Origin of the sequence: Candidatus Allofontibacter sp. (assembly GCF_038145245.1) — a bacterium.
Classification (GTDB): Bacteria; Pseudomonadota; Alphaproteobacteria; order Pelagibacterales; family Pelagibacteraceae; genus Fontibacterium.
This window is the reverse complement of record NZ_JAYQPI010000012.1, coordinates 1-21005: the sequence shown is the minus strand read 5'-3', so window position 1 is coordinate 21005 and position 21005 is coordinate 1. Positions and strand designations below refer to the sequence as shown.

Annotated in this window: 17 protein-coding genes and 1 riboswitch; of the genes, 6 read left to right on the top strand and 11 right to left on the bottom strand. The window is 30.1% G+C overall.

Translation table 11 applies throughout. The features are described 5' to 3' along the window. Together AC8IGH_RS02930 and AC8IGH_RS02925 are read left to right on the top strand one after the other, a co-directional pair. A partial coding sequence (locus AC8IGH_RS02930; protein WP_507419224.1) for an acetoacetate--CoA ligase occupies window positions 1-1945 on the top strand: 1945 nt, incomplete at its 5' end. A gap of 29 nt (window positions 1946-1974) precedes the next feature. Next, complete coding sequence (locus AC8IGH_RS02925) at window positions 1975-3201, top strand: MFS transporter (protein WP_507419223.1); 1227 nt, start codon at window positions 1975-1977, stop codon at window positions 3199-3201. A gap of 86 nt (window positions 3202-3287) precedes the next feature. Here AC8IGH_RS02925 and AC8IGH_RS02920 read toward each other — a convergent pair whose 3' ends face one another. The 5 genes from AC8IGH_RS02920 to AC8IGH_RS02900 all read right to left on the bottom strand — a co-directional run bounded on the left by AC8IGH_RS02920 (window position 3288) and on the right by AC8IGH_RS02900 (window position 10243). Beyond that, a complete protein-coding gene (locus AC8IGH_RS02920) occupies window positions 3288-3542 on the bottom strand; it encodes a hypothetical protein (RefSeq protein ID WP_507419222.1) in 255 nt (84 codons plus the stop codon). A gap of 218 nt (window positions 3543-3760) precedes the next feature. After that, window positions 3761-6427 (bottom strand): pyruvate, phosphate dikinase, encoded by a 2667-nt coding sequence (ppdK, locus tag AC8IGH_RS02915; RefSeq protein WP_507419221.1) that lies wholly within the window; start codon window positions 6425-6427, stop codon window positions 3761-3763. A gap of 5 nt (window positions 6428-6432) precedes the next feature. Next, window positions 6433-8499, bottom strand: coding sequence for a glycine--tRNA ligase subunit beta (gene glyS, locus AC8IGH_RS02910; protein WP_507419220.1), 2067 nt, complete (start codon window positions 8497-8499; stop codon window positions 6433-6435). Beyond that, window positions 8499-9428, bottom strand: coding sequence for a glycine--tRNA ligase subunit alpha (locus AC8IGH_RS02905; RefSeq protein ID WP_507419219.1), 930 nt, complete (start codon window positions 9426-9428; stop codon window positions 8499-8501). Before AC8IGH_RS02905 ends, glyS begins: the two co-directional genes overlap by 1 nt. A 2-nt stretch (window positions 9429-9430) precedes the next feature. Next, window positions 9431-10243 (bottom strand): S49 family peptidase, encoded by an 813-nt coding sequence (locus tag AC8IGH_RS02900; protein ID WP_507419218.1) that lies wholly within the window; start codon window positions 10241-10243, stop codon window positions 9431-9433. Between the two features lie 90 nt (window positions 10244-10333). Here AC8IGH_RS02900 and AC8IGH_RS02895 point away from each other — a divergent pair, with 90 nt between their 5' ends. Continuing rightward, window positions 10334-11347: a polyprenyl synthetase family protein gene (locus tag AC8IGH_RS02895; RefSeq protein WP_507419217.1), complete on the top strand. Its 1014-nt coding sequence runs from the start codon at window positions 10334-10336 to the stop codon at window positions 11345-11347. Here AC8IGH_RS02895 and AC8IGH_RS02890 read toward each other — a convergent pair. The 4 genes from AC8IGH_RS02890 to gcvT form a co-directional block, all read right to left on the bottom strand. Further along, complete coding sequence (locus AC8IGH_RS02890; RefSeq protein ID WP_507419216.1) at window positions 11331-11822, bottom strand: TspO/MBR family protein; 492 nt, start codon at window positions 11820-11822, stop codon at window positions 11331-11333. The two genes, AC8IGH_RS02895 and AC8IGH_RS02890, sit on opposite strands and share 17 nt — an antisense overlap. 161 nt (window positions 11823-11983) lie before the next feature. Continuing rightward, entirely contained in the window at window positions 11984-14845 is a 2862-nt protein-coding gene (gcvP, locus tag AC8IGH_RS02885) for an aminomethyl-transferring glycine dehydrogenase (RefSeq protein ID WP_507419215.1), read from the bottom strand. Further along, a complete protein-coding gene (gene gcvH, locus AC8IGH_RS02880) occupies window positions 14845-15225 on the bottom strand; it encodes a glycine cleavage system protein GcvH (protein ID WP_507419214.1) in 381 nt (126 codons plus the stop codon). Before gcvH ends, gcvP begins: the two co-directional genes overlap by 1 nt. A 2-nt stretch (window positions 15226-15227) precedes the next feature. Continuing rightward, window positions 15228-16352, bottom strand: a complete 1125-nt coding sequence (gene gcvT / locus AC8IGH_RS02875) for a glycine cleavage system aminomethyltransferase GcvT (RefSeq protein ID WP_507419213.1) — start codon at window positions 16350-16352, stop codon at window positions 15228-15230. 96 nt (window positions 16353-16448) lie between these two features. Then, a riboswitch (glycine riboswitch) is annotated at window positions 16449-16533 on the bottom strand. 133 nt (window positions 16534-16666) lie between these two features. Between gcvT and AC8IGH_RS02870 the strand changes: the two genes are divergently transcribed. Beyond that, window positions 16667-17437 carry an NAD(P)-binding domain-containing protein gene (locus AC8IGH_RS02870; protein WP_507419212.1) on the top strand — a complete coding sequence of 257 codons (771 nt, stop codon included), beginning with the start codon at window positions 16667-16669 and terminating at the stop codon, window positions 17435-17437. A gap of 10 nt (window positions 17438-17447) precedes the next feature. Here AC8IGH_RS02870 and AC8IGH_RS02865 read toward each other — a convergent pair whose 3' ends face one another. Together AC8IGH_RS02865 and pdxH are read right to left on the bottom strand one after the other, a co-directional pair. Beyond that, window positions 17448-18389, bottom strand: a complete 942-nt coding sequence (locus tag AC8IGH_RS02865; RefSeq protein WP_507419211.1) for a sodium-dependent bicarbonate transport family permease — start codon at window positions 18387-18389, stop codon at window positions 17448-17450. Window positions 18390-18403: 14 nt separating this feature from the next. Continuing rightward, window positions 18404-19039 carry a pyridoxamine 5'-phosphate oxidase gene (gene pdxH, locus AC8IGH_RS02860; RefSeq protein ID WP_507419210.1) on the bottom strand — a complete coding sequence of 212 codons (636 nt, stop codon included), beginning with the start codon at window positions 19037-19039 and terminating at the stop codon, window positions 18404-18406. Between the two features lie 33 nt (window positions 19040-19072). Here pdxH and aroC point away from each other — a divergent pair, with 33 nt between their 5' ends. Both aroC and AC8IGH_RS02850 read left to right on the top strand, forming a co-directional pair. After that, window positions 19073-20158 carry a chorismate synthase gene (aroC, locus tag AC8IGH_RS02855; protein ID WP_507419209.1) on the top strand — a complete coding sequence of 362 codons (1086 nt, stop codon included), beginning with the start codon at window positions 19073-19075 and terminating at the stop codon, window positions 20156-20158. A 3-nt stretch (window positions 20159-20161) separates the two neighbouring features. Beyond that, window positions 20162-20899, top strand: coding sequence for a rhomboid family intramembrane serine protease (locus AC8IGH_RS02850; RefSeq protein ID WP_507419208.1), 738 nt, complete (start codon window positions 20162-20164; stop codon window positions 20897-20899). Window positions 20900-21005 lie beyond the last annotated feature (106 nt).

Genomic DNA, 21005 nt, shown 5'->3' with positions numbered 1-21005 from the left:
ATTTTTAAAAATGAATGATTTGCTATGGTCGCCTAGTAAAAAGAAAATAGAAAATTCAAATTTATATCAATTTAAAAATTTAATAGAGAAGAAATATAAAATAAGTTTTAAAACAAATTATCAAAAACTATGGGAATGGTCCGTTAAGAATGATGATATATTTTGGTCTGAATGTTGGGATTTTTTTAATCTTAAGGGATTTAAAGGGAAACAAATTATTAAAAATCATTCTATTTTTCATAAAACTAAATTCTTTCCTAATGCTAAAATAAATTTTGCAAAAAATTTAATATCAAAAAAAAATTCAGACTTAGCTATATTCTTTAGATCAGAAACAGGTTTTGAAAGAAAAATTAAATGGAATGAATTATATGAAAAACTTTGCATTTTTTCAGGATTTTTGAAAAAAATTGGAATAAAAAAGAATGATCGTATTGCAGCTTACGTCCCTAATACTATCGAGACAATAATTACTTTTTTGGGAACTGCAAAAATTGGTGGTATTTGGTCATCTTGCTCTCCTGACTTTGGAATTCAAGGCGTAGTTGATAGGTTTTTACAAATTGAACCTAAAATTTTAATAAGCGCCAATCACTATTTTTATAATGGAAAAAAAATATCATTAATTGAAAAGATTCCCGAAATTTTGAAAAGAATACCTTCTATTAAACATGTAATTATTTTTAATTACGATGATGAAAAAACTGATCATTCATATATTTCTCTTGATAAAATTTTAAGTGAAAATCAAGTCAACGAAGATTTTGAGGATTTTCCTTTCGATCATCCAATTTATATACTGTATTCAAGCGGAACCACGGGTTACCCTAAATGCATAGTCCATGGAGCTGGAAATGCGTTAATCGAGCAAATGAAAGAACTTATTCTTCATTGTGATGTAAAAGAAAATGATAGGTTGTTTTATTTTACATCTACAGGTTGGATGATGTGGAACTGGTTGGTTGCAGGACTTGCCTGTAAAGCAAGTATTTATCTTTATGATGGTTTTCCATTTTATAAAAATAACGATTGCTTAATTAAATATTGTGAGGAACATCAGTTTACGTTATTTGGTGTTGCAGCAAAATACATAGATCAACTAAAAAAAGAAAACTTCAATGCAAAAAAATATAATCTTAAAAAATTAAGAACTATAACTTCGACTGGAAGTCCTCTTGTCAAAGAAAGCTTTATATATGTTTATAAAAAAATTAAGAAAGATGTTCACTTAGGATCAATCTCGGGCGGAACTGATGTTGTTGGAGTTATTAATATTTGTAATACTTTTAATAATATTTATGCAGGAGAACTTCAAGGACCTAGTCTTGGAATTGATGTTGATGTTTTTGATGAAAATGGAAATTCTACTAGTATTAATGAAAAAGGAGAACTAGTAATTAAAAAACCTTTTCCATCAATGCCTGTAATGTTTTGGAATGATAAATCTGAAGATAAAATTTTAAATGCTTATTTTAAAAAATATAAAAATATTTGGCACCACGGTGACTATATTCAAAAAACTAAAAATGGTGGTTATATTATTTATGGAAGATCTGATGCAACATTAAAACCTGGGGGAGTTAGAATTGGTACATCTGAAATTTATAGACAAGTTGAATCTTTCAGTGAAATTGCTGAATCAATTGTAATAGGTCAGAACTTTAAAAATGATATTAGAATAATACTTTTTGTTAAATTAACTCAAGGAAATTTACTTTCCGATGAATTAATTGATAAGTTAAAAAAAAAAATTAAGACTAATTGCAGTCCAAGACATGTGCCAACTAAAATTATTTCTTGTCCAGATATTCCTAGAACAAAATCTAACAAAATTGTTGAAATTGCTGTAAGAAAAATAATTAATGGCGATAAAATTGATAATATTGAAGCACTAGCTAATCCTGAAGCTTTAGATTTCTTTAAAAATTTAAAAATTAATGATTAGTTGTAAATTAAAAATGAAAGGAATTTGATTTGAGCGGAAATTTACTAACTAAAAAACGAGCAATTATTGTATTTTTAGTATTTGCATTAGGATATTTCATATCCACGCTTATAAGAGCAAGTACAGCAACCCTATCCCCTGTTTTCTCTCAGGAGCTTGGATTAAATTCTGGAGATCTTGGATTATTAGCCGGAGGGTATTTTTTAGGATTTGCTGCAATGCAGCTTCCTGGAGGTTATTTATTAGATAAATATGGACCTAAAAAAATAATTATTTCATTTTTAATAATCGCACTAATTAGTACTATAGCATTTTCAAAATCTGAAAATTTTTTTAATCTTTTAATATCTAGAATTTTAATTGGGATTGGAGTCTCAGTATGTTTAATGGCTCCGTTAACAGGATATAGAAAATGGCTACCTCATGAGCAGCAACAACGAGCTAATGCATGGATGTTAATGACGGGAGCTTTAGGAATGTTGGCATCAACAATTCCAATACAGTGGTTATTACCACAAATTGGTTGGAGAAATATTTTTTTAATTATTGCTATTCTAATTTTAGTTACGATAATACTTTTATTTTTTATAATTCCTTACTGGAATAAAGATGAAACTCAAATAGAAAATATTGGGATTTCAAGTTACAAAACTATTTGGTCTCATCCATATTTTTTAAGTTTAGTCCCACTCGGTTTTTTTAATTATGGGGGGTTACAAGCAATACAAACTTTATGGGCAGGACCTTGGATGACAAATGTGAGTGGATTTACACCAATCCAATCTGCAACTAATTTATTTTGGTTAAATTTGTCTATGTTAGTAACTTTTTTTATATGGGGACTGATTAATCCTTATTTTCATAAGAAAGGAATTTCTACTGATAAAATTATTATAGTGGGAGTTCCTTTTAGTTTTTTAACTATTGGATTTATTATTTATTCTGGAGCAAACGTAAGTGGTTTTCATTTTTCACTTTTTTTAATTTCTAGTGTATTCGTGTCTCTAGCGCAGCCAGCAGTTGGTATGACCTTTTCTAATGCCATCGCTGGTAAAGCTTTATCGAGTTACAATCTAATTCTATTTCTTGGTACTTTTACAGTGCAGTGGTTTATTGGTATTTTGATCGATTTATTTAAATCTTTTGGTTTCAGTAATCTTTTTTCTTATCAACTAGCTTTTTCTGTATTTGGTATATTTTGTATTGTTTCATATTTTTACTTTGTAATTCATCACAAAGATCACTTAAAAAAATAATTTGTAATTGTAAATTTATTATTTGGCTTGATGCAAGGAGAAGAGTTTTAAAGTGCCAACCAAAATGTTGGCACTTTAAAAAATAACTATTTCTTAGCTGGAGTTAAAACAGCAGAAGCTGCATTGATTGATTTTACACAATCAGCTTCTTTTTTAGCTGTCAATTGGTCGCCAGCTGCTTTTCTTAGATCACCAGCTTTTTTAGTAGCTGCTGCATCTAATTTTACTGTTTTTACTTTAGCATCGTATGCTTTGATTAAATCAGCACAAGTTTTTGCTTGAGCATTTGCAAAAGATACGAATAAGAACATACTTACGATTGTTGCTAGTATAGTTTTCATTTGTTTTACTTTTTTGTTTAGTTAATTCGCGCGAAACTATTTAATTTACACTTTTATGTAAATGTTTTTTTGACATGGAAAAGTCTACTTTTTAAATAAAATAACATAAAAAACCTAAGTAAATCCACGTTTTTTATATAGGTTCCAAAATAACCACCTTTAACTAGTTAATTCCTAATAGTGTAAGTAGCCAATAATTTATTTAAGAAAAACTCTTGTTATTTTTTAGCTCTTATTCTTGCTTGGGCTGCAGACAACCTTGCAATTGGAACTCTATAAGGCGAACAAGACACATAATTTAAACCAGTTCTATGACAAAAATCTATCGAATCTGGATCTCCACCATGCTCTCCGCAAATTCCAAGTTTAACAGTATTTTTTGTTTCAAGTCCTCTAGAGCATGCAAGTCTTATAAGTTCACCAACACCATCTTGATCAATACTAACAAAAGGATCTATTTTAAATATTTTATTCTCAACATAATCATCTAAAAATTTTCCTGAGTCGTCTCTAGATATTCCAAGCGTTGTTTGTGTTAAATCATTTGTTCCAAAGCTAAAAAAATCTGCATGCTTTGCAATATTTTTTGCGTTAATAGCAGCTCTTGGAAGCTCAATCATGGTTCCAACTAAATAATCTACTTTAAAATTATTATTTTTTTGAACTTCTTGTGCAATACGATCAACTAAGTTTCTTAATATTTCAATTTCTCTTTCTGTTGCTACAAGTGGAATCATAATTTCTGGAATTACAGCCTCAACTTTTTGTTTTTGTAATTCATATAAGGCTTCAAAAATTGCTCGACATTGCATTTCGTAAATTTCAGGAAAAGAAATAGCTAAACGACATCCTCTATGACCTAACATTGGATTTTCTTCGTGCAAATAATTAATTCTATTTTTAATTTCACTTGAATGAATTTTTAAAGATTTAGCAACAATATCGATTTCTTTTTCTGTTTTTGGTAAAAATTCATGCAATGGAGGATCTAATAATCTTACTGTGACAGGAAGTCCTTTCATAATTGTGAAGATTTCAACAAAATCTTTTCTTTGAAATGGTAAAATTTTATCTAAAGCTTTAAGACGATCTTCTTTTGTTTTTGAAAGGATCATTTGTCTAACATATAAAATTCTTTCTTCATCAAAAAACATATGCTCTGTTCTACAAAGTCCGATTCCTTCAGCACCAAAACCTCTTGCAGTTTTAGAATCTAATGGAGTTTCTGCATTTGCTCTAATTTTTAAAGTTCTAACTTGATCTGCCCATTTCATTATTTCAGAAAAGTCACCTGATATATCTGGATTAATTGTTTTCACTTCTCCAAGCATAACCTCACCTGTTGAACCATCAATTGTTATAATATCTCCTTCTTTAACTTCAGTGTTATCTACTTTAAAAAGTTTAGCTAAATAATCTATTTTTATATTTCCAGCTCCTGAAACACAGGCTCTACCCATTCCTCTTGCCACAACAGCAGCGTGACTTGTCATTCCTCCTCTACAAGTTAAAATTCCAACTGCAGCATGCATTCCATGTATATCTTCTGGAGAAGTTTCTACTCGTACTAAAATAGTATTTTGATTATTAGCTTTCATTTGTTCAGCATCATCTGCATTAAATGTAACTCTACCGGTTGCTGCGCCTGGTGAAGCAGGAAGACCTTTTGCAATTACATTTTTTTTAGCTTTTGGGTCTAAAGTTGGATGAAGTAAGGTATCTAAGATTTTTGGATCAATTCTTAGTAAAGCCTCATCTTTTGTAATTAATTTCTCGTTAACCATATCTACTGCAATTTTAATTGATGCTTTTGCAGTTCTTTTTCCTGATCTTGTTTGCAACATCCAAAGTTTCTTATTCTCAATAGTAAATTCTATATCTTGCATATCACGATAATGACTTTCTAATTTTTTATAAATCTTAGTAAGCTCAGCAAATGCTTCTGGCATTGTTTCCTCTAAAGATAAATCATCAGAAGAAGATTCTAATCTTGCTTTTTTCGTAATATTTCGTGGTGTTCGAATACCTGCAACAACATCCTCGCCTTGCGCATTAATTAAATATTCCCCGTAAAAACTATTTTCTCCTGTTGATGGATTTCGAGTAAACGCAACTCCAGTTGCACAATCATTCCCCATATTACCAAACACCATAGATTGAATATTTACTGCCGTACCCCACTCTTCAGGAATATTATTTAGTTTTCTATAAGTTTTTGCTCTTTGATTTTGCCACGATTTAAATACGGCACTTATCGCTCCCCATAACTGTTCATGAGAGTCTTGTGGAAAATCTTTTTTTGTATGTTTTTTTACGATGTCCTTATAATTTCCAACAATTGTTTTCCAGTCTTCGGATTTGAGATCTGTATCTGATAACACTCCTTTTGTTAGCTTATAATTATCAAGCAAATCTTCAAAATTATGATGATCAACTTCAAGAACTACATTGCTATACATTTGAATAAAACGTCGGTAGCTATCATATGCAAATGTTTCGTTATCAGTTTTCTTTATTAATCCTAAAACAGTTTTATCGTTTAGTCCTAAATTTAAAACGGTATCCATCATTCCAGGCATTGATACTCTTGCTCCTGATCTAACAGATACTAATAATGGATTACTAATATCACCAAAATTTTTTCCTAAAATTTTTTCAATATTTCTTATGGCGTCTTCAACTTGAATTTTAAGATCATCAGGATATTTTTGATTATTTTTATAAAATTCATTGCAAACTTCTGTTGTAATTGTAAATCCGGGAGGAACAGGCAGGCCTAATTTTCCCATCTCTGCAAGGTTTGCTCCTTTTCCACCTAAAAGTGGTTTTTGCGAAACAGTTCCTTCGCAGTTTGTACTGTTAAACTGATAAACCCACTTTGGCATTTTTTTTAAACCTCAAATTTTGAAAAGTCAGCAAAACTATCAAAAGTTTTGCACAATAGGAATAGTAACTCTAGTCTGTTTTTTTTGATCTGCTCATTTTCATCATTAACTTTTACGTTATCAAAAAACTTATCAACAAAACCTTTTGTGCCAGCTAATAAACTCATCGTCTGCTCTACAGTTCTTAATCGTGCAGGAGTTGTATAATGTTCTCTAATTTCATTTATTTTTTCTAATAAAAAATTTTCTTCATTATATTTAAATAAAACTGTGTCTGGATCACCATAAAATTCTTGCTTAAGTTCTTTCTTGGATTGCTCTAAAATATTTGAGCATCTTTTATAAACTGCAATGACATTTTGCCCGTCATTACTCTTTACTACTTTGTTTAAATTTTTGATCTTAGTAAACAATGAAAAATAATCATCGGATCTACTATTAAACAAGACAGACTCAATAACATCAGGTCTGATTTTTTGATCTTTAAGCAAGTTTTTAAATCGATCTGTAATAAAGGCTAAAATTTCCTCATTAAATTTCAGATTTTTTATATTTACATTCTGAGTAAGATAAGAATTTTTTGAGTTATTAATTAATTCTTTTAATGAAATAAAAATTTTATTTTCAATTAATATTCTAAGAATTCCTAACGCTGATCTTCTCAGCGCATAAGGATCTTTTGAACTAGTCGGTTTTTCGTTAATACCAAAGAAACCAACTAAATTATCAATCTTATCAGCAAGCGCAACCGCGATAGAAACTTTTTCTTTAGGAACTTTATCTTCTGGTCCAACAGGTAAATAATGATCAGAAATTGCATTTGCAATTTCTAAACTGAAACCCTGCTCGACTGCAAAATATTTTCCAAGTACACCTTGAAGTTCTGGATATTCTCCTACTAAATCCGAAACTAGATCTGCTTTACAGATTGAAGCTGCTATTTCTACATCATCTTTTTTGCAATTAATTATATCTGCGATCAATGAAGCTAAAACTCTTATTCGCTGAGTTTTGTCATAAAGCGAACCTAAGCTTTGATAAAAAGTAATGCCTTTAAGTTTGCTTACTTGTTTGACTAAATTTTGACTTTTATTTTTTTCCCAAAAAAATTTTGCATCTGTTAAACGAGCAGTAAGAACTTTCTCATTTCCTTTTATAATTTTATTTTTAATATCTTCTTTATTTGCAACCACAATAAAATTATTAATTAATTTATGATTATTAATAGAACGCATAGGAAAATATCTTTGATGATGTTGCATTGTTAAAATAAGAAGCTCTTCTGGCAATTTTAAAAAATCTTTTAGAAATGATCCTTTTAAAACTATGGGATCTTCAACAAGATTAATAACTTGTTTAAGTAGTTTATTATTAATTTCTAATTCACAATCATTCTTTTTAAGAAATGATTGAATGTTTTTAGTGATTAATTTCTCTCTTTCGGCATTGTCAAAAGTAATTTTTTTATCTGATAATATTTTTTTAAAATGAGTATAATCTTTAATAATAACTGCCTTATCTTCTAATGGCCCATCTACATAAGTAATATTTGTAGATGTTAAATGAAAAAAATTAAATGAAATAGTTTGTTTATCAAATAAACATAAAATTGATTTTAAAGGTCTGCCCCAAGAAAGATCATAATTACCCCATCGCATTTTTTTTCTCCATTGTAAGCCATTTAAAAAATGAGGGATATTTTTCTTAATTTCTTCAATAACTGGTATTTCTTTTATTTGTGTTTTTGCAAAAATAAATCTTCCTTTATCTGTTTCTTCTTCGTAAATATCTTTTAAATCTAAATTATTTGATTTAATAAAACCTTGTATTGCCTGTTCTTGCGCTCCAACTTTTGGACCTCTTAAAACCTTTGCTTCAGTTTTAATATTTGTTGGTAAATTATTATAATAAAGAATTAATCTTTTTGGAGTTGAATAAATTTCACTTTCAACTTTTTTAAAATTATGCTTTTCAAAAAATGACGTAAAGTTTGTTGCAATATTCTTCTTAGCATCTTCTTGTAAAGTAGGTGGTATTTCCTCTGAATATAATTCTAATAATAAATCAGACATTAGTCAGAGTTCTTTAACCAAACTTCTGCTGTACTCTTAACAAGTGTTCTAATTTTGTTAATAAATCCAGCTCTTTCTGTCACAGATATAACCCCTCTTGCATCTAAAGTATTAAAGATATGACTAGCCTTTAAGCACTGATCATAAGCCGGTAGAGCTAAATTTTTAGATAATAAATTCTGACACTCACCCTCTGCCATCGCAAATGATTTTAAAAGATTATCTGAATTAGCAAATTCAAAATTATACGCTGAAAATTCTTTTTCATTACGTTTATAAACTTCTCCATATTTTATGCCTTCATTATTCCATCTAATATCAAACACACTATCTACTCCTTGAATAAACATTGTAATTCTCTCAAGACCATAAGTAATTTCTGCTGAGACTGGCTTGCATTCAAACCCTGCCATCTGTTGAAAATAGGTAAATTGTGTAATTTCCATTCCATCACACCAAACTTCCCATCCAAGTCCTGAAGCGCCTAATGTAGGACTTTCCCAATCATCTTCTACAAAACGAATATCATGCTCTTTGTAATTAATTCCAAGTGCACTTAAACTTCTAAGATAAAGACTTTGTACATTCTCTGGTGATGGTTTGATTAAAACTTGAAATTGATAATAGTGTTGAAGTCTATTAGGATTGTCTCCGTAACGACCATCTGTAGGTCTTCTAGATGGCTGAACATAAGCTGTTTTCCAAGGTCTAGGTCCAAGTGATCTTAAAGTTGTTGCAGGATGAAAAGTTCCAGCCCCAACTTCCATGTCATAAGGCTGCATCACTACGCAACCATAATCGGACCAAAATTTTTGTAATTTAAATATAATATCCTGGAAAGATAAATCTTGTGACTTAGACTTATTTTTAGTTACAACTTTTTTTTTAGTTATAGTTTTTTTTTTATTTAATTTTTTTTTAATTACCATTTTTATAAGCCATATTTGTTCCAGATCGATCTTACTTCCAGTTCATTTATAACTTCTGAATACGATCCTTGTAATTGTGAGGAAAGTTTTCTCTTTAACCAACTTTGCGCCGCTTCAAATTTTTTAACTTTAATATCTTTACCAAATTTTTGTTTTAAAATTTCTTGTAAAGTTCCGACTCCATCAATTAATCCAAGTTGTAATGATTTTTTTCCAGACCAAAACTCTCCAGAAAATAATACTGAATAATTTTCAGATTTTAACTTATCTTTTCTACTATTTTTGACTAAATTAATAAATTCTTCATGTAAATCTTTTTGCAAAGATTTTAACTTTTCTACATCTTCTTTTTTTTCTTCTAAAAATGGATCTAAAATGCTCTTGCTTTCTCCTGCGGTATGTACTCTTCTTTGTACCCCAATTTTTTTTATTAACTCTTGAAATCCGAATGCTGAATAAATAACTCCGATAGATCCAACAATTGAATTAGCATTTGCATAAATTTCATCTCCTGCACACATCAACATATACCCGCCTGAAGCTGCCACATCTTCAGCATAAGTTATAACTTTAATTTTTTTTTCCTCTGCCTCAGATCGAATAAGATCATATAAAAGATTAGATTGAACTGGGGACCCTCCTGGAGAGTTAATAGAAATCACAACTGCTTTAATATTCTTTAAAGCGAAGGCTTTTTTTATAATGTCACTTTGGCTGGCATAGCTCATTCCTTGGCTAAATCTGCCTACATTTCCTATAACCCCATTTAATCTAATTAAAGAGACTGTTGGTTTTGATTTAAATAAAGAAAACATGTTTATTTAATGTCTTTTAAACATTTATTAATAGTATTCCAGAATAAAAATTTAATAAAAGTTTATAATTATTAATGCTACAAATTCGACGTGAAAAATAATATCGTTCAACTAGAGAAGTTTCAGAAAAAAAGTCCTTATGATTCTCTTAGGGAAATATTTAATACAGAATTAGATAAAGTAGAAGAATTTACAAAAATAAAATTATCAAGTGAAGTCGATCTAATTGGTAAAATGACGTTATATCAATTAGACTCTGGTGGAAAAAGATTAAGATCTATTCTGACTTTAGCAAGTTTTAAATTAAATGAGTATAAAGAAGAACATAATATTCATTTAGCTGCATGCGTTGAACTTATACATAGCGCAACTTTATTACATGACGATGTTATTGATAATAGTTCAGTAAGAAGAGGTAAAAAAACTTCAAATGTTATTTGGGGGAATCAACCTTCTATTTTGGTTGGAGATTATTTCTTAAGTAGATGCTTTGAAATTATGGTTGATGTTGGTTCGCTAGAAGTCTTAAAACTTTTATCAAATGTATCAGCAGAGATTGCTCAAGGTGAAGTACTGCAACTTCAACATAAAAACGAAGTTGATATTACTGAGCAAGTTTATTTAGATATTGTTACACAAAAAACTGCTTCATTATTTGGTGCAGCAATGAAAGTGGGTGGATGTCTTGCAAATAAATCTGAAAACGAAAAAAAAGCATTACAATCTTATGGAATTAATCTTGGTATCGTATTCCAAATTAGTGATGATATTTTAGATTATAATTCTACTAAAGCATTTGGCAAAAATATTGGTAATGACTTTTATGAAGGTAAAATTACTTTACCAATTATTATTTTATTCCAAAAATCTAATGACAATGAACGAAAGTTAGTTAAAAAATTTTTTTCACAGGAAAAAAGGACTGAAGAAGAATTAAACAAAGTTTTATCTTTAATGCAAAAATATAGCGTGATTGCTATTTGTAAAAAAAGAGCTGAGCATTTTTCAAATGTATCTTCTGATTCTTTAAATATATTCAAAGATTCTGAAATTAAAAAAAATCTTCAAGAACTAACTTTTTATTTAATCAATAGGTCGAATTAAGAATATAAATCGTACTATTCAAATACAGCGCAAATGTTGACCACGCAAAATAAGGTAGCATTAATACGACTGAAGATTTGCTATATTTAGAATATAAAACCATTAAATATAAAATAAAAAAAATAATGATTGAAATTATAAAGCTCGCAAGAAAAATTTGTTTATAATAAAAAAAAACATAACTCCAACTTGCATTAATTAGTAAGTGAATAAAATAAACTACTAAAATTTTATTTGAATTTTTGCTTTTTTTATAAGCTAGCCAAGCCGCAACTGACATCATTGCATAAAGTAATGCCCATACAGGTCCAAAAATCCAATTTGGTGGATTAAAAGCTGGTTTTACTAAATTAAAATACCAAGGATCTAAAGCTGCTCTTGTTACAAATCCTGCTGGAAAAGTTATTAAAAAAGTAGCTAAAACTATTGCGACTAAACTTAAATAACCTTGAGATTTTGATTTAATCTTTCTCATAATTAACTGGTTACTTTTACATACAATAAAGCAAGAGCTGCTAATATATGTCCATAATAAGTTAAATTTACAAAAACTCTTAATATAAACTTGTGATCATCTTTTATATTAAGAAAGTCACAGAGAACATTGCCAGGGTTATATAGTAATTCTAATTTCATTTATGCCGCTTCTTCTTTGTAACTTTCTAAGCTTGGGCAGCTACAAACGAGATTTCTATCGCCGTAGACATTATCTACTCTTGAAACTGGCGCCCAATATTTATTATTTTTTAAATATTGCAAAGGAAAGGCTGCTTGTTCTCTAGTATACTTATGTTCCCAAACATCTGTTGAAAGTTCAAGAAATGTGTGCGGTGCGTTTTTAAGGGGATTATCCTTAACATCGAATAATTTATTTTTAATCATATTAATTTCTTTTTTAATATTAATTAATGCATCACAAAATCTATTTAATTCACTCAGGCTTTCACTTTCAGTAGGTTCGATCATTAAAGTTCCAGCAACTGGCCAGGACATCGTTGGAGCATGAAAACCATAATCTATTAATCTTTTCGCAATATCTTCTTCGCTAACTCCTGTTTCAGCCTTAATAGATTTCAAATCTATAATACACTCATGAGCAACAAATCCATTTTTACCTTTATATAACGTGCTAAAATGTTCAGATAATTTTTTTGAAATATAATTCGCATTTAAAATTGCTATTTGAGTTGCTCTTTTAAGTCCTGTTATTCCCATCATTTTTATATACATCCATGATATTGGAAGAATACATGCGCTTCCCCATGGGGCAGATGATACAGCGCCCATACCTGTACTAGGTCCTGAATTTTCTTTTATTACTTGATGATTTGGTAAAAATTTCTCTAAATGATGTGCAACTCCTATAGGTCCCATTCCTGGTCCTCCACCCCCATGAGGAATGCAAAATGTTTTGTGTAAGTTCATATGACAAACATCAGGTCCAAACTTTCCTGGTTTTGCAATTCCAACAAGTGCATTCAAATTCGCGCCATCCATATAAACTTGTCCACCGTTGTCATGAATAACTTTACAGATATCTGTGATTTGTTCCTCAAATACTCCATGTGTGGATGGATAGGTGACCATTAATGCGGCTAAATTTTTTGAATGCTCTATTGCTTTATTTTTAAGATCTTCAAAATCAACATTACCATCTTTATCGCAATTAATAACCACAACTCTCATTCCAGCCATTTGTGCACTTGCAGGATTTGTTCCATGCGCTGAACTTGGGATAAGACAAACATTTCTATTTTTATCGCCATTAGATAAATGATATTTTCTAATAACCATCAAACCTGAATATTCTCCTTGGGCACCAGAATTGGGTTGCAGAGAAACTTTAGTAAATCCAGTAATTTCACAAAGCATTTTAGATAAATCATTAAACATTAGATGATAACCTTCTGCTTGATCTACTGGGACAAATGGATGAAGAGATCCAAATTCAGGCCAAGTAACTGGGATCATTTCTGCAACTGCATTTAATTTCATTGTGCAAGAACCTAATGCAATCATTGATCTATTTAAGGAAATATCTTTATCTTCCAGACGTTTTAAATATCGAAGCATTTCAGTTTCTGAATGATAAGAATTGAATACTTCATGAGTTAAATAATTTGATGTTCTTAAGAATTCTTTAGAAATCTGATCAATATTAGTCTCGTTAGATATTTTTTCATTAATACCAAATACATCAAATAAATCTTTTAAATCATTAATTTCAGAAGTCTCATCAAAAGAAATACTGATTGAATCTTTTAGTTTTCTAATATTAATTTTTTTAGCTAAAGCTTTTTTATAAAAATCTTCTGTTTCATCCCCAGTAAATATAGTCACGGTATCAAAATAATTTTGAGAAATTATTTTAAAATTATTTTTTTGTATCCCCTGAGCAAATAAATTTGCAATTCCAGCTGTTCGCTCAGCTATTTTTTTTATCCCTTCAGGACCATGATAAATTGCATAGGCAACTGCCATAATTGAAAGTAATGCTTGAGCAGTGCAAATGTTGCTGGTTGCTTTTTCTCTTCGTATATGTTGTTCACGAGTCTGCAAAGCCATCCTTAATGCTTGTTTATTTTTTCTATCAACAGAAACACCTATAATTCTCCCAGGCATCGATCTTTTAAATTCATCTTTAGTTGCAAAAAAAGCAGCATGGGGACCTCCGTATCCCATAGGCACACCAAATCTTTGCGAGTTTCCAACTACAATGTCAGCACCTACTTCTCCTGGAGGCTTAATTAAAGTCAGAGCTAGTAAATCAGTTATAACAATGGCTTTGCCTTTTTTATTATGAATAATATCGATAATTTCTTTTAAATTATAAATACTACCAAGTGAATCTGGATATTGAACGATTGCACATAACAAATTATCTAATTTGGGAAGATCTACATCATAATCGCCTACAATTATTTCAAGGCCAAAAGGTTCTGCTCTGGTTTTAACTACATCAATTGTTTGAAGATTACATCTATTAGAAACAAAAATTTTATTTAAATTATCTGTATTAGTTCTTTGACATAAACCTACTGCTTCTGCTGCAGCTGTTCCTTCATCAAGCAGTGATGCATTTGCGATATCCATCTTGGTAAGATCAATAATCATTTGCTGAAAATTTAATAACATCTCCAATCTTCCTTGCGCAACTTCCGGCTGATAAGGAGTATAAGCGGTATACCATCCTGGGTTTTCTAGTACATTTCTTAAAATAACATTAGGAGTGATAGTTCCATAATATCCTGCTCCCAAATAATTTTTATAAATTTTATTTTTTTGAGAAATTTGTTTTAATAATTTAAGAGCTTTATCTTCTGAAATAGCATCATCTAATTTTAGGTCTTCTTTTTCTAAAATTTTATCTGGAACAATCTTTTTAATAAATTCATCTAATGATTTAACATTTAAATATGAAAGCATAATTCTGACATGTTCGTCTGATGGGCCAATATGACGTCCAATAAATTCTCTAGAATTACTTAAATCTCTCATTAATTTGGATTCTCCACTGCATATTTTTCATAATCACTCTTATCTAATAAGTCTTTAAGCTCGTTTTGATCTTTGATCGTAATTTTGAAAAACCAACCTGAATTTTCTGGATCTTTGTTTATAAGCGATGGATCTATAACAATTGCTTGATTAGACTCTTTAATATCACCAGTGAGTGGAGAATAAACATCACTTGCAGCTTTCACTGACTCAACAACTGCAGCCGGATCATCTTTTTTAAAAGATTTTCCAGATGATGGAACTTCTACAAAAACAATATCACCTAATTGAGCTGCTGCATGCTTGGTAATCCCAACTGTTGCAATATTATCATTTACTTCTAACCATTCATGTTTTTTTGAGTATTTTTTTTCTGTCATATTTAATTTTTCACATAGTTTTTTTTATAAAAAGGAAGCTTACTTATTACTCCTTGCACCATATTTTCTCTAATTTTCAAAATTACTGTATTGCCTTCTTTTGATTGATCATAATCAACATATCCCATAGCAATAGGTCCATTTACACTAGGTCCAAAACCACCACTAGTTATATGTCCTATTTCTTTTTGATCATTTGAGAAAATTTTGGTTCCTTCTCTTGCAATAATTTTACCCTCTGGTTTTATTCCAACTCTAATTTTTTTAGGTTTATTTTTAATTTGATCTAGAATTATTTTATTCCCTAAAAATCCACCCTTTTCTTTTTTTATTTTAGGAATTGCCCATGATAAGGCGCCTTCCACTGGTGTAGTTTTTGCATCAATGTCATGCCCATACAAACATAGTCCTGCTTCTAATCTCAACGAATCTCTTGCGCCAAGTCCTATAAGTTTAGCTTCAGAAACTCTCATGATATCTTGCGTCAATTCTTGAACATCCTCATTTTCTATGGAAACCTCAAAACCATCTTCACCGGTATATCCTGATCTTGTTATAAAAATTTTTTTTTTTTTATATTCAAAATAATTTCCATGCATAAAATTAAGTTTTGAAATACCATTAAAAATTTTTTCCATAGCATCAACAGCACGTGGGCCTTGAATTGCAATTAATGATACATCTTCTCTTAATACCGCGGTAAATCCTCCACCAATTGATTCTTTAATAATTTTAGTATCATTATCTTTGCAAGCTGCATTAAGCACAATTTTAATTCCAGTATTTACTTTAGTTACAATTAAATCATCTTCGATTCCCCCATTATCATTTAATAGAAATGAATATTTAGATTGATTATTCTCAATTGCTGAAAAATCTAATGGAATTATTTTTTCAAGATAAGGAAAAATACTGCTCCCACATTCTATATTTAATTGACCCATATGCGAAACATCAAAAATTCCAATAGAGTTTCTTGTATGTATGTGTTCTTGAATAATCCCATCTTGATATTGAATTGGCATTTCATAACCTGCAAAATTTACAAGCTTGGCACCAAAACTTTTATGAAATTCGTATAAGGTTGTTTTATTTGATTTTTTTAACTCAAAATCTGCAACACTCATAAATATTATATAACTCCAATTCTTGTTGGCCCATCTGTATGTTTACCTGAGAGTATTGCTCCTTCGGTGAAGTTTTAAACTTTCTTTCCAGAGTTATATAATTGTAAGGTCCTTTTACCTGAGAGTTTCCTGGGCTGTTGCTCCTTCGGTGCCTACGAGAGGTCTCTTCCCTACGAATCTAATAATCGTTTATACGATGTTAAAAGTCAATTTGAATCAGGTTAATAAGTTTAATTATGTGGAAAACAAAAGTTTTAATAATCTTATAATTGCTCTTATGAATGATATATCTAATTTAATTAATTTTTAAAACTATGAAATTAGGTTTTATTGGTGTTGGAAAAATAGCAACTTCACTTATTGAAGGAATATTTAAAGCAAAGATTAACTTTCAAGAGATAATTCTTTCTCCCAAAAATAAAAAAAAAAGTAGATCTATAAAAAATAAATTTAAAAAGATAAAAATTGCAAAATCTAATCAAGAAGTAATTGATAAATCTAATTGGATCGTACTTTCTGTTACACCAAAAGTTGGTAAGAAAATATTAAGTAAATTAAAATTTAAAAAAAATCATACGGTATTAAACTTTATGTCTACCATTCATAATCAAGAACTAAAAAAAATAATTTTTCCAGCTAAAAGAATATTTAAAATAGCTCCACTTCCTATGATTAAATATAATCTTGGACCTATTATCATTTATCCAAAAAATAAGATTATTGAAAACTTTTTTAAAAAACTTGGAAAAGTCATTGCTACAAATTATGAAAAAGAGAATAAAAAATTGTGGGTAATGACTTCATTTATGGCAACATATCTTGAGATATTTAATACTGCTCACAAATGGTTTGTAAAAAAAGGTATTAATCAAAATAAATCCAAAGAATATATAAATCATTTATTTAAAGCCTTAAATAATGAACTTTTTAAAAGCTATAATTATTCAATAGATAAAATGATTGCAGAATTCCAGACCAAAGGTGGAATCAACGAAGAACTTTTAATGAGATCAAAAAAATCTGGAATATTTAAAAGTTTAAGTAAAGGCTTTGATAAAATTTATAGTCGAGTAAAAAAATCATAAATCTTTTTCTCTAAAAAAATAATTTAGCAATAAATGTATAAAGTGGAATTCCAATTATGATATTTATTGGAAAAGTTAATCCTAATGACATTCCAAAATATAGGGATGGATTAGCTTTTGGTAGAGCATATTTTAAAGCAGCTGGTACAGCTATATATGAAGCGCTAGCAGATAAAATCATTAATAAAATAGTTTCACCCAAACTAACATCAGCAATTTTGCATATTAATAAAGCTAATAATGCATGAATGGGCGGCGCAAATACTCCGTAAATTAAAACATAAGCAGGTTTATTTAAAACTTGTTTAAAATTTTTAGCTACCATCAATCCCATATCAAGTAAGAAAAAAGCTAGCATGCCTTTAAATAAATCAATCGAAAAAGGTGCCATAATTCTCTCACCATTAGCACCAGCAAAAAGACCAACGATCATTGCTCCAATTAAAAGTAATTGAGCACCGTCGGTAAAAGATTTATGTAACAAGTTAAGAGAGCTTTGTTTTTTACTAGATTTTACAGCACTTGCTAAAAAAACTGCAAGAATAATTGCTGGAGACTCCATTAACGCCATGGCTGCTGCCATATGACCTCCATATGTAATTTGGTTCTGATCTAAGAATTGACTAGCAGTAATAAAGGTCACAGCGCTTACCGAGCCATAAGTTGCTGCAATTGCCGCAGAGTCATAACTATTTAATTTTTTTTTAAGAAAATAATATCCAAGAATAGGAATGATAATTGCAAGTATAACAGCAATTGACAAAGTTTTTGCTATATCAATTGTTATTCCTGATTTTTGCAAAGCAAATCCTCCTTTTAATCCTAGAGCCATTAAAAGATATAATGATAAAAATTTAGTAATTGCAGATGGGATTTCTAAATTAGATCTAACAGCTCCAGCAAAAACTCCAAAGATGAAAAATAAAATTGCAGGGTCTAATATACTTTGCATTTATTTATAAAAGTTTAAGGATATAAAATTTCTTTAATCCATTTAGATCCAGATCTTGTATATTTCAGCCTTTCATGAATTCTATTACTACCATCTAACCAAAATTCAATTTGATTTGCTTTTAAGGCCCAACCTGACCAATAAGGGGGTCTTGGAACTTTTTTATGAGCCGGAAATTTTCTTTTGTATTGTTCAATTCTTTTTATTAAATCTAACTTAGATTCCATTGGAGTTGATTGTATGGATGCCCATGCTCCAATTCTACTACCATAGGGTCTAGTATTAAAATATTGATCAGCAATTTTACTTGGAACTTTTTTTATATTTCCGTCAATTCTTATTTGTCGTCTTATACTTTTCCAATGAAAACACATGGATGCTTTGGGATTGATTTTTAATTCATTACTTTTCTTACTTTTTAGATTTGTATAAAAAATAAACTCCGTATTTGTTAAACCTTTTAATAGAACCATACGAACTGACGGCTGTTTATTTTGATTAACCGTTGCAAGCGCTAAAGCATTAGGATCATTAATTTCTGTTTTTTTTGCTTTAGCCATCCATACCTTAAAGAGCTCAAATGGATTTTTCTTATCAAGAAAACACGCATTCAGTCCAAGTTTATTTGTTTTATATTTTTTTTGATTCATAAATAACTAAAAATACCTTATAAAATATATTTAATGTCATTTAATACTTTTGGAAAGCTATTTAGATTTACCACATGGGGAGAATCTCACGGTCCAGCAATTGGCTGTGTAGTTGATGGTTGCCCTCCAAATATTGTTATTTCTGAAAAAGATATTCAAATCGAATTAAATAAAAGAAGACCTGGTCAATCAAAATTTGTAACTCAAAGAAAAGAAAAAGATCAGGTGCAAATATTGTCTGGAGTGTTTCAAGGAAAAACAACAGGAACGCCAATTTCAATGATCATCTTTAATGAAGACACCAAGTCTAGAGATTATGAAAGTATAAAAGATAAATTTAGACCAGGACATGCTGATTTTACTTACTTTATGAAGTATGGAAACCGAGACTTTAGGGGTGGAGGAAGACAATCGGCCAGAGAAACTGCTTCGCGCGTTGCAGCAGGTGCTATTGCCAAAGTTGTATTAAATAAATTACTTGGAAAAAAATTCTCTATTGTTGGTGGAGTCATACAAATTGGTCCATTGATGATTGATCGTAAACTTTGGAATGATAAAGAAATTAGAAAAAATCCTTTTTTTTGTCCTGACAAAGAAACTGTGCCCGTATGGGAACAATATTTACTAGACATTAGAAAAGCTGGGAGCTCATGTGGCGCAGTAATAGAGCTTAGAGCTAAAGGAGTTCCAGTTGGTCTAGGTGCGCCTATTTACTCAAAACTCGATCAAGATATTGCTGCTGGTCTTATGAGTATTAATGCAGTGAAAGGCGTTAACATTGGAGCTGGCATGAATGCTGCAAGCTTAACAGGAGAAACTAATTCTGATGAGATAAGATCCAAAGGAGGAAAAGCAAAATTTTTATCTAATAACGCAGGAGGAATTTTAGGTGGAATTTCTACAGGTCAAGAAATTATCGCATCGTTTGCAGTTAAACCTACATCTTCTATATTAAATACTCGTGACACTATTGATACCAAAGGAAGAAATACAAAAATTTCTGTTCGAGGAAGACATGATCCTTGTGTTGGTATTCGTGCTGTTCCTATTGGGGAAGCAATGCTTGCGTGTATTTTGCTTGACCATTTAATGATGCACCGAGCACAATGCGGAAACTAATTCGTGATCCCATTAAAAGACGAAAATAATACACTTTCAACTCCAGTACTTAGTTACACAATAATAGGTATTTGTATTTTAGTTTTTTTAATACAAATAAGTTCTACAGGTTTTGATAATGGCAATTTATTTTATTCTTATGGGGTTGTTCCCGCCTCGCTGTTGGGTACAGAACCTTTGCCAAATGAGCTGAATAAAATTGATCCATATCTTACCTTAATAACATCAATGTTTATGCATGGAGGTTTTATGCATTTAATCGGTAATATGCTTTATATGTGGATCTTTGCTGACAATATTGAAGATGATCTTGGAAAAATAAAATTTATTTTATTTTACTTAGCATCAGGGGTTGCGGCCGCAATGACCCAAGTATATTTAAATGTAAACTCAACTATTCCAATGGTTGGTGCAAGTGGAGCTATTAGTGGTGTTCTAGGTGCATATCTAATCAGATACCCCAGAAATAAAGTTTTAGTGTTGATACCTTTTGGTTTTTTTTCTCAAATAGTAAAAATTCCTGCAATGTTTGTTCTAGGTTTTTGGTTTATATTGCAATTTATTAGTTCAAGCGGAAGTTCAGGTCAGGGCGGAGTTGCCTATGGAGCTCATATTGGAGGATTTATATTTGGAGCAGCTGTGATGTTCTTCTTTGGCAACTTTTTAATTCCTCAAAAAGCATTCTTTAAAGCTCTTAATGAAAAAGACGATAAAAAGAAAAATCCCTGGATACAAAATTAAGTTACCCACATAAAATAATAACAAAATTAGATGAATGTTCTCGTTTTGATTCCGTTTTGATTCCATTTTGAATCAAATTTTCTACCTTTAAGAGTGTATGTGGATA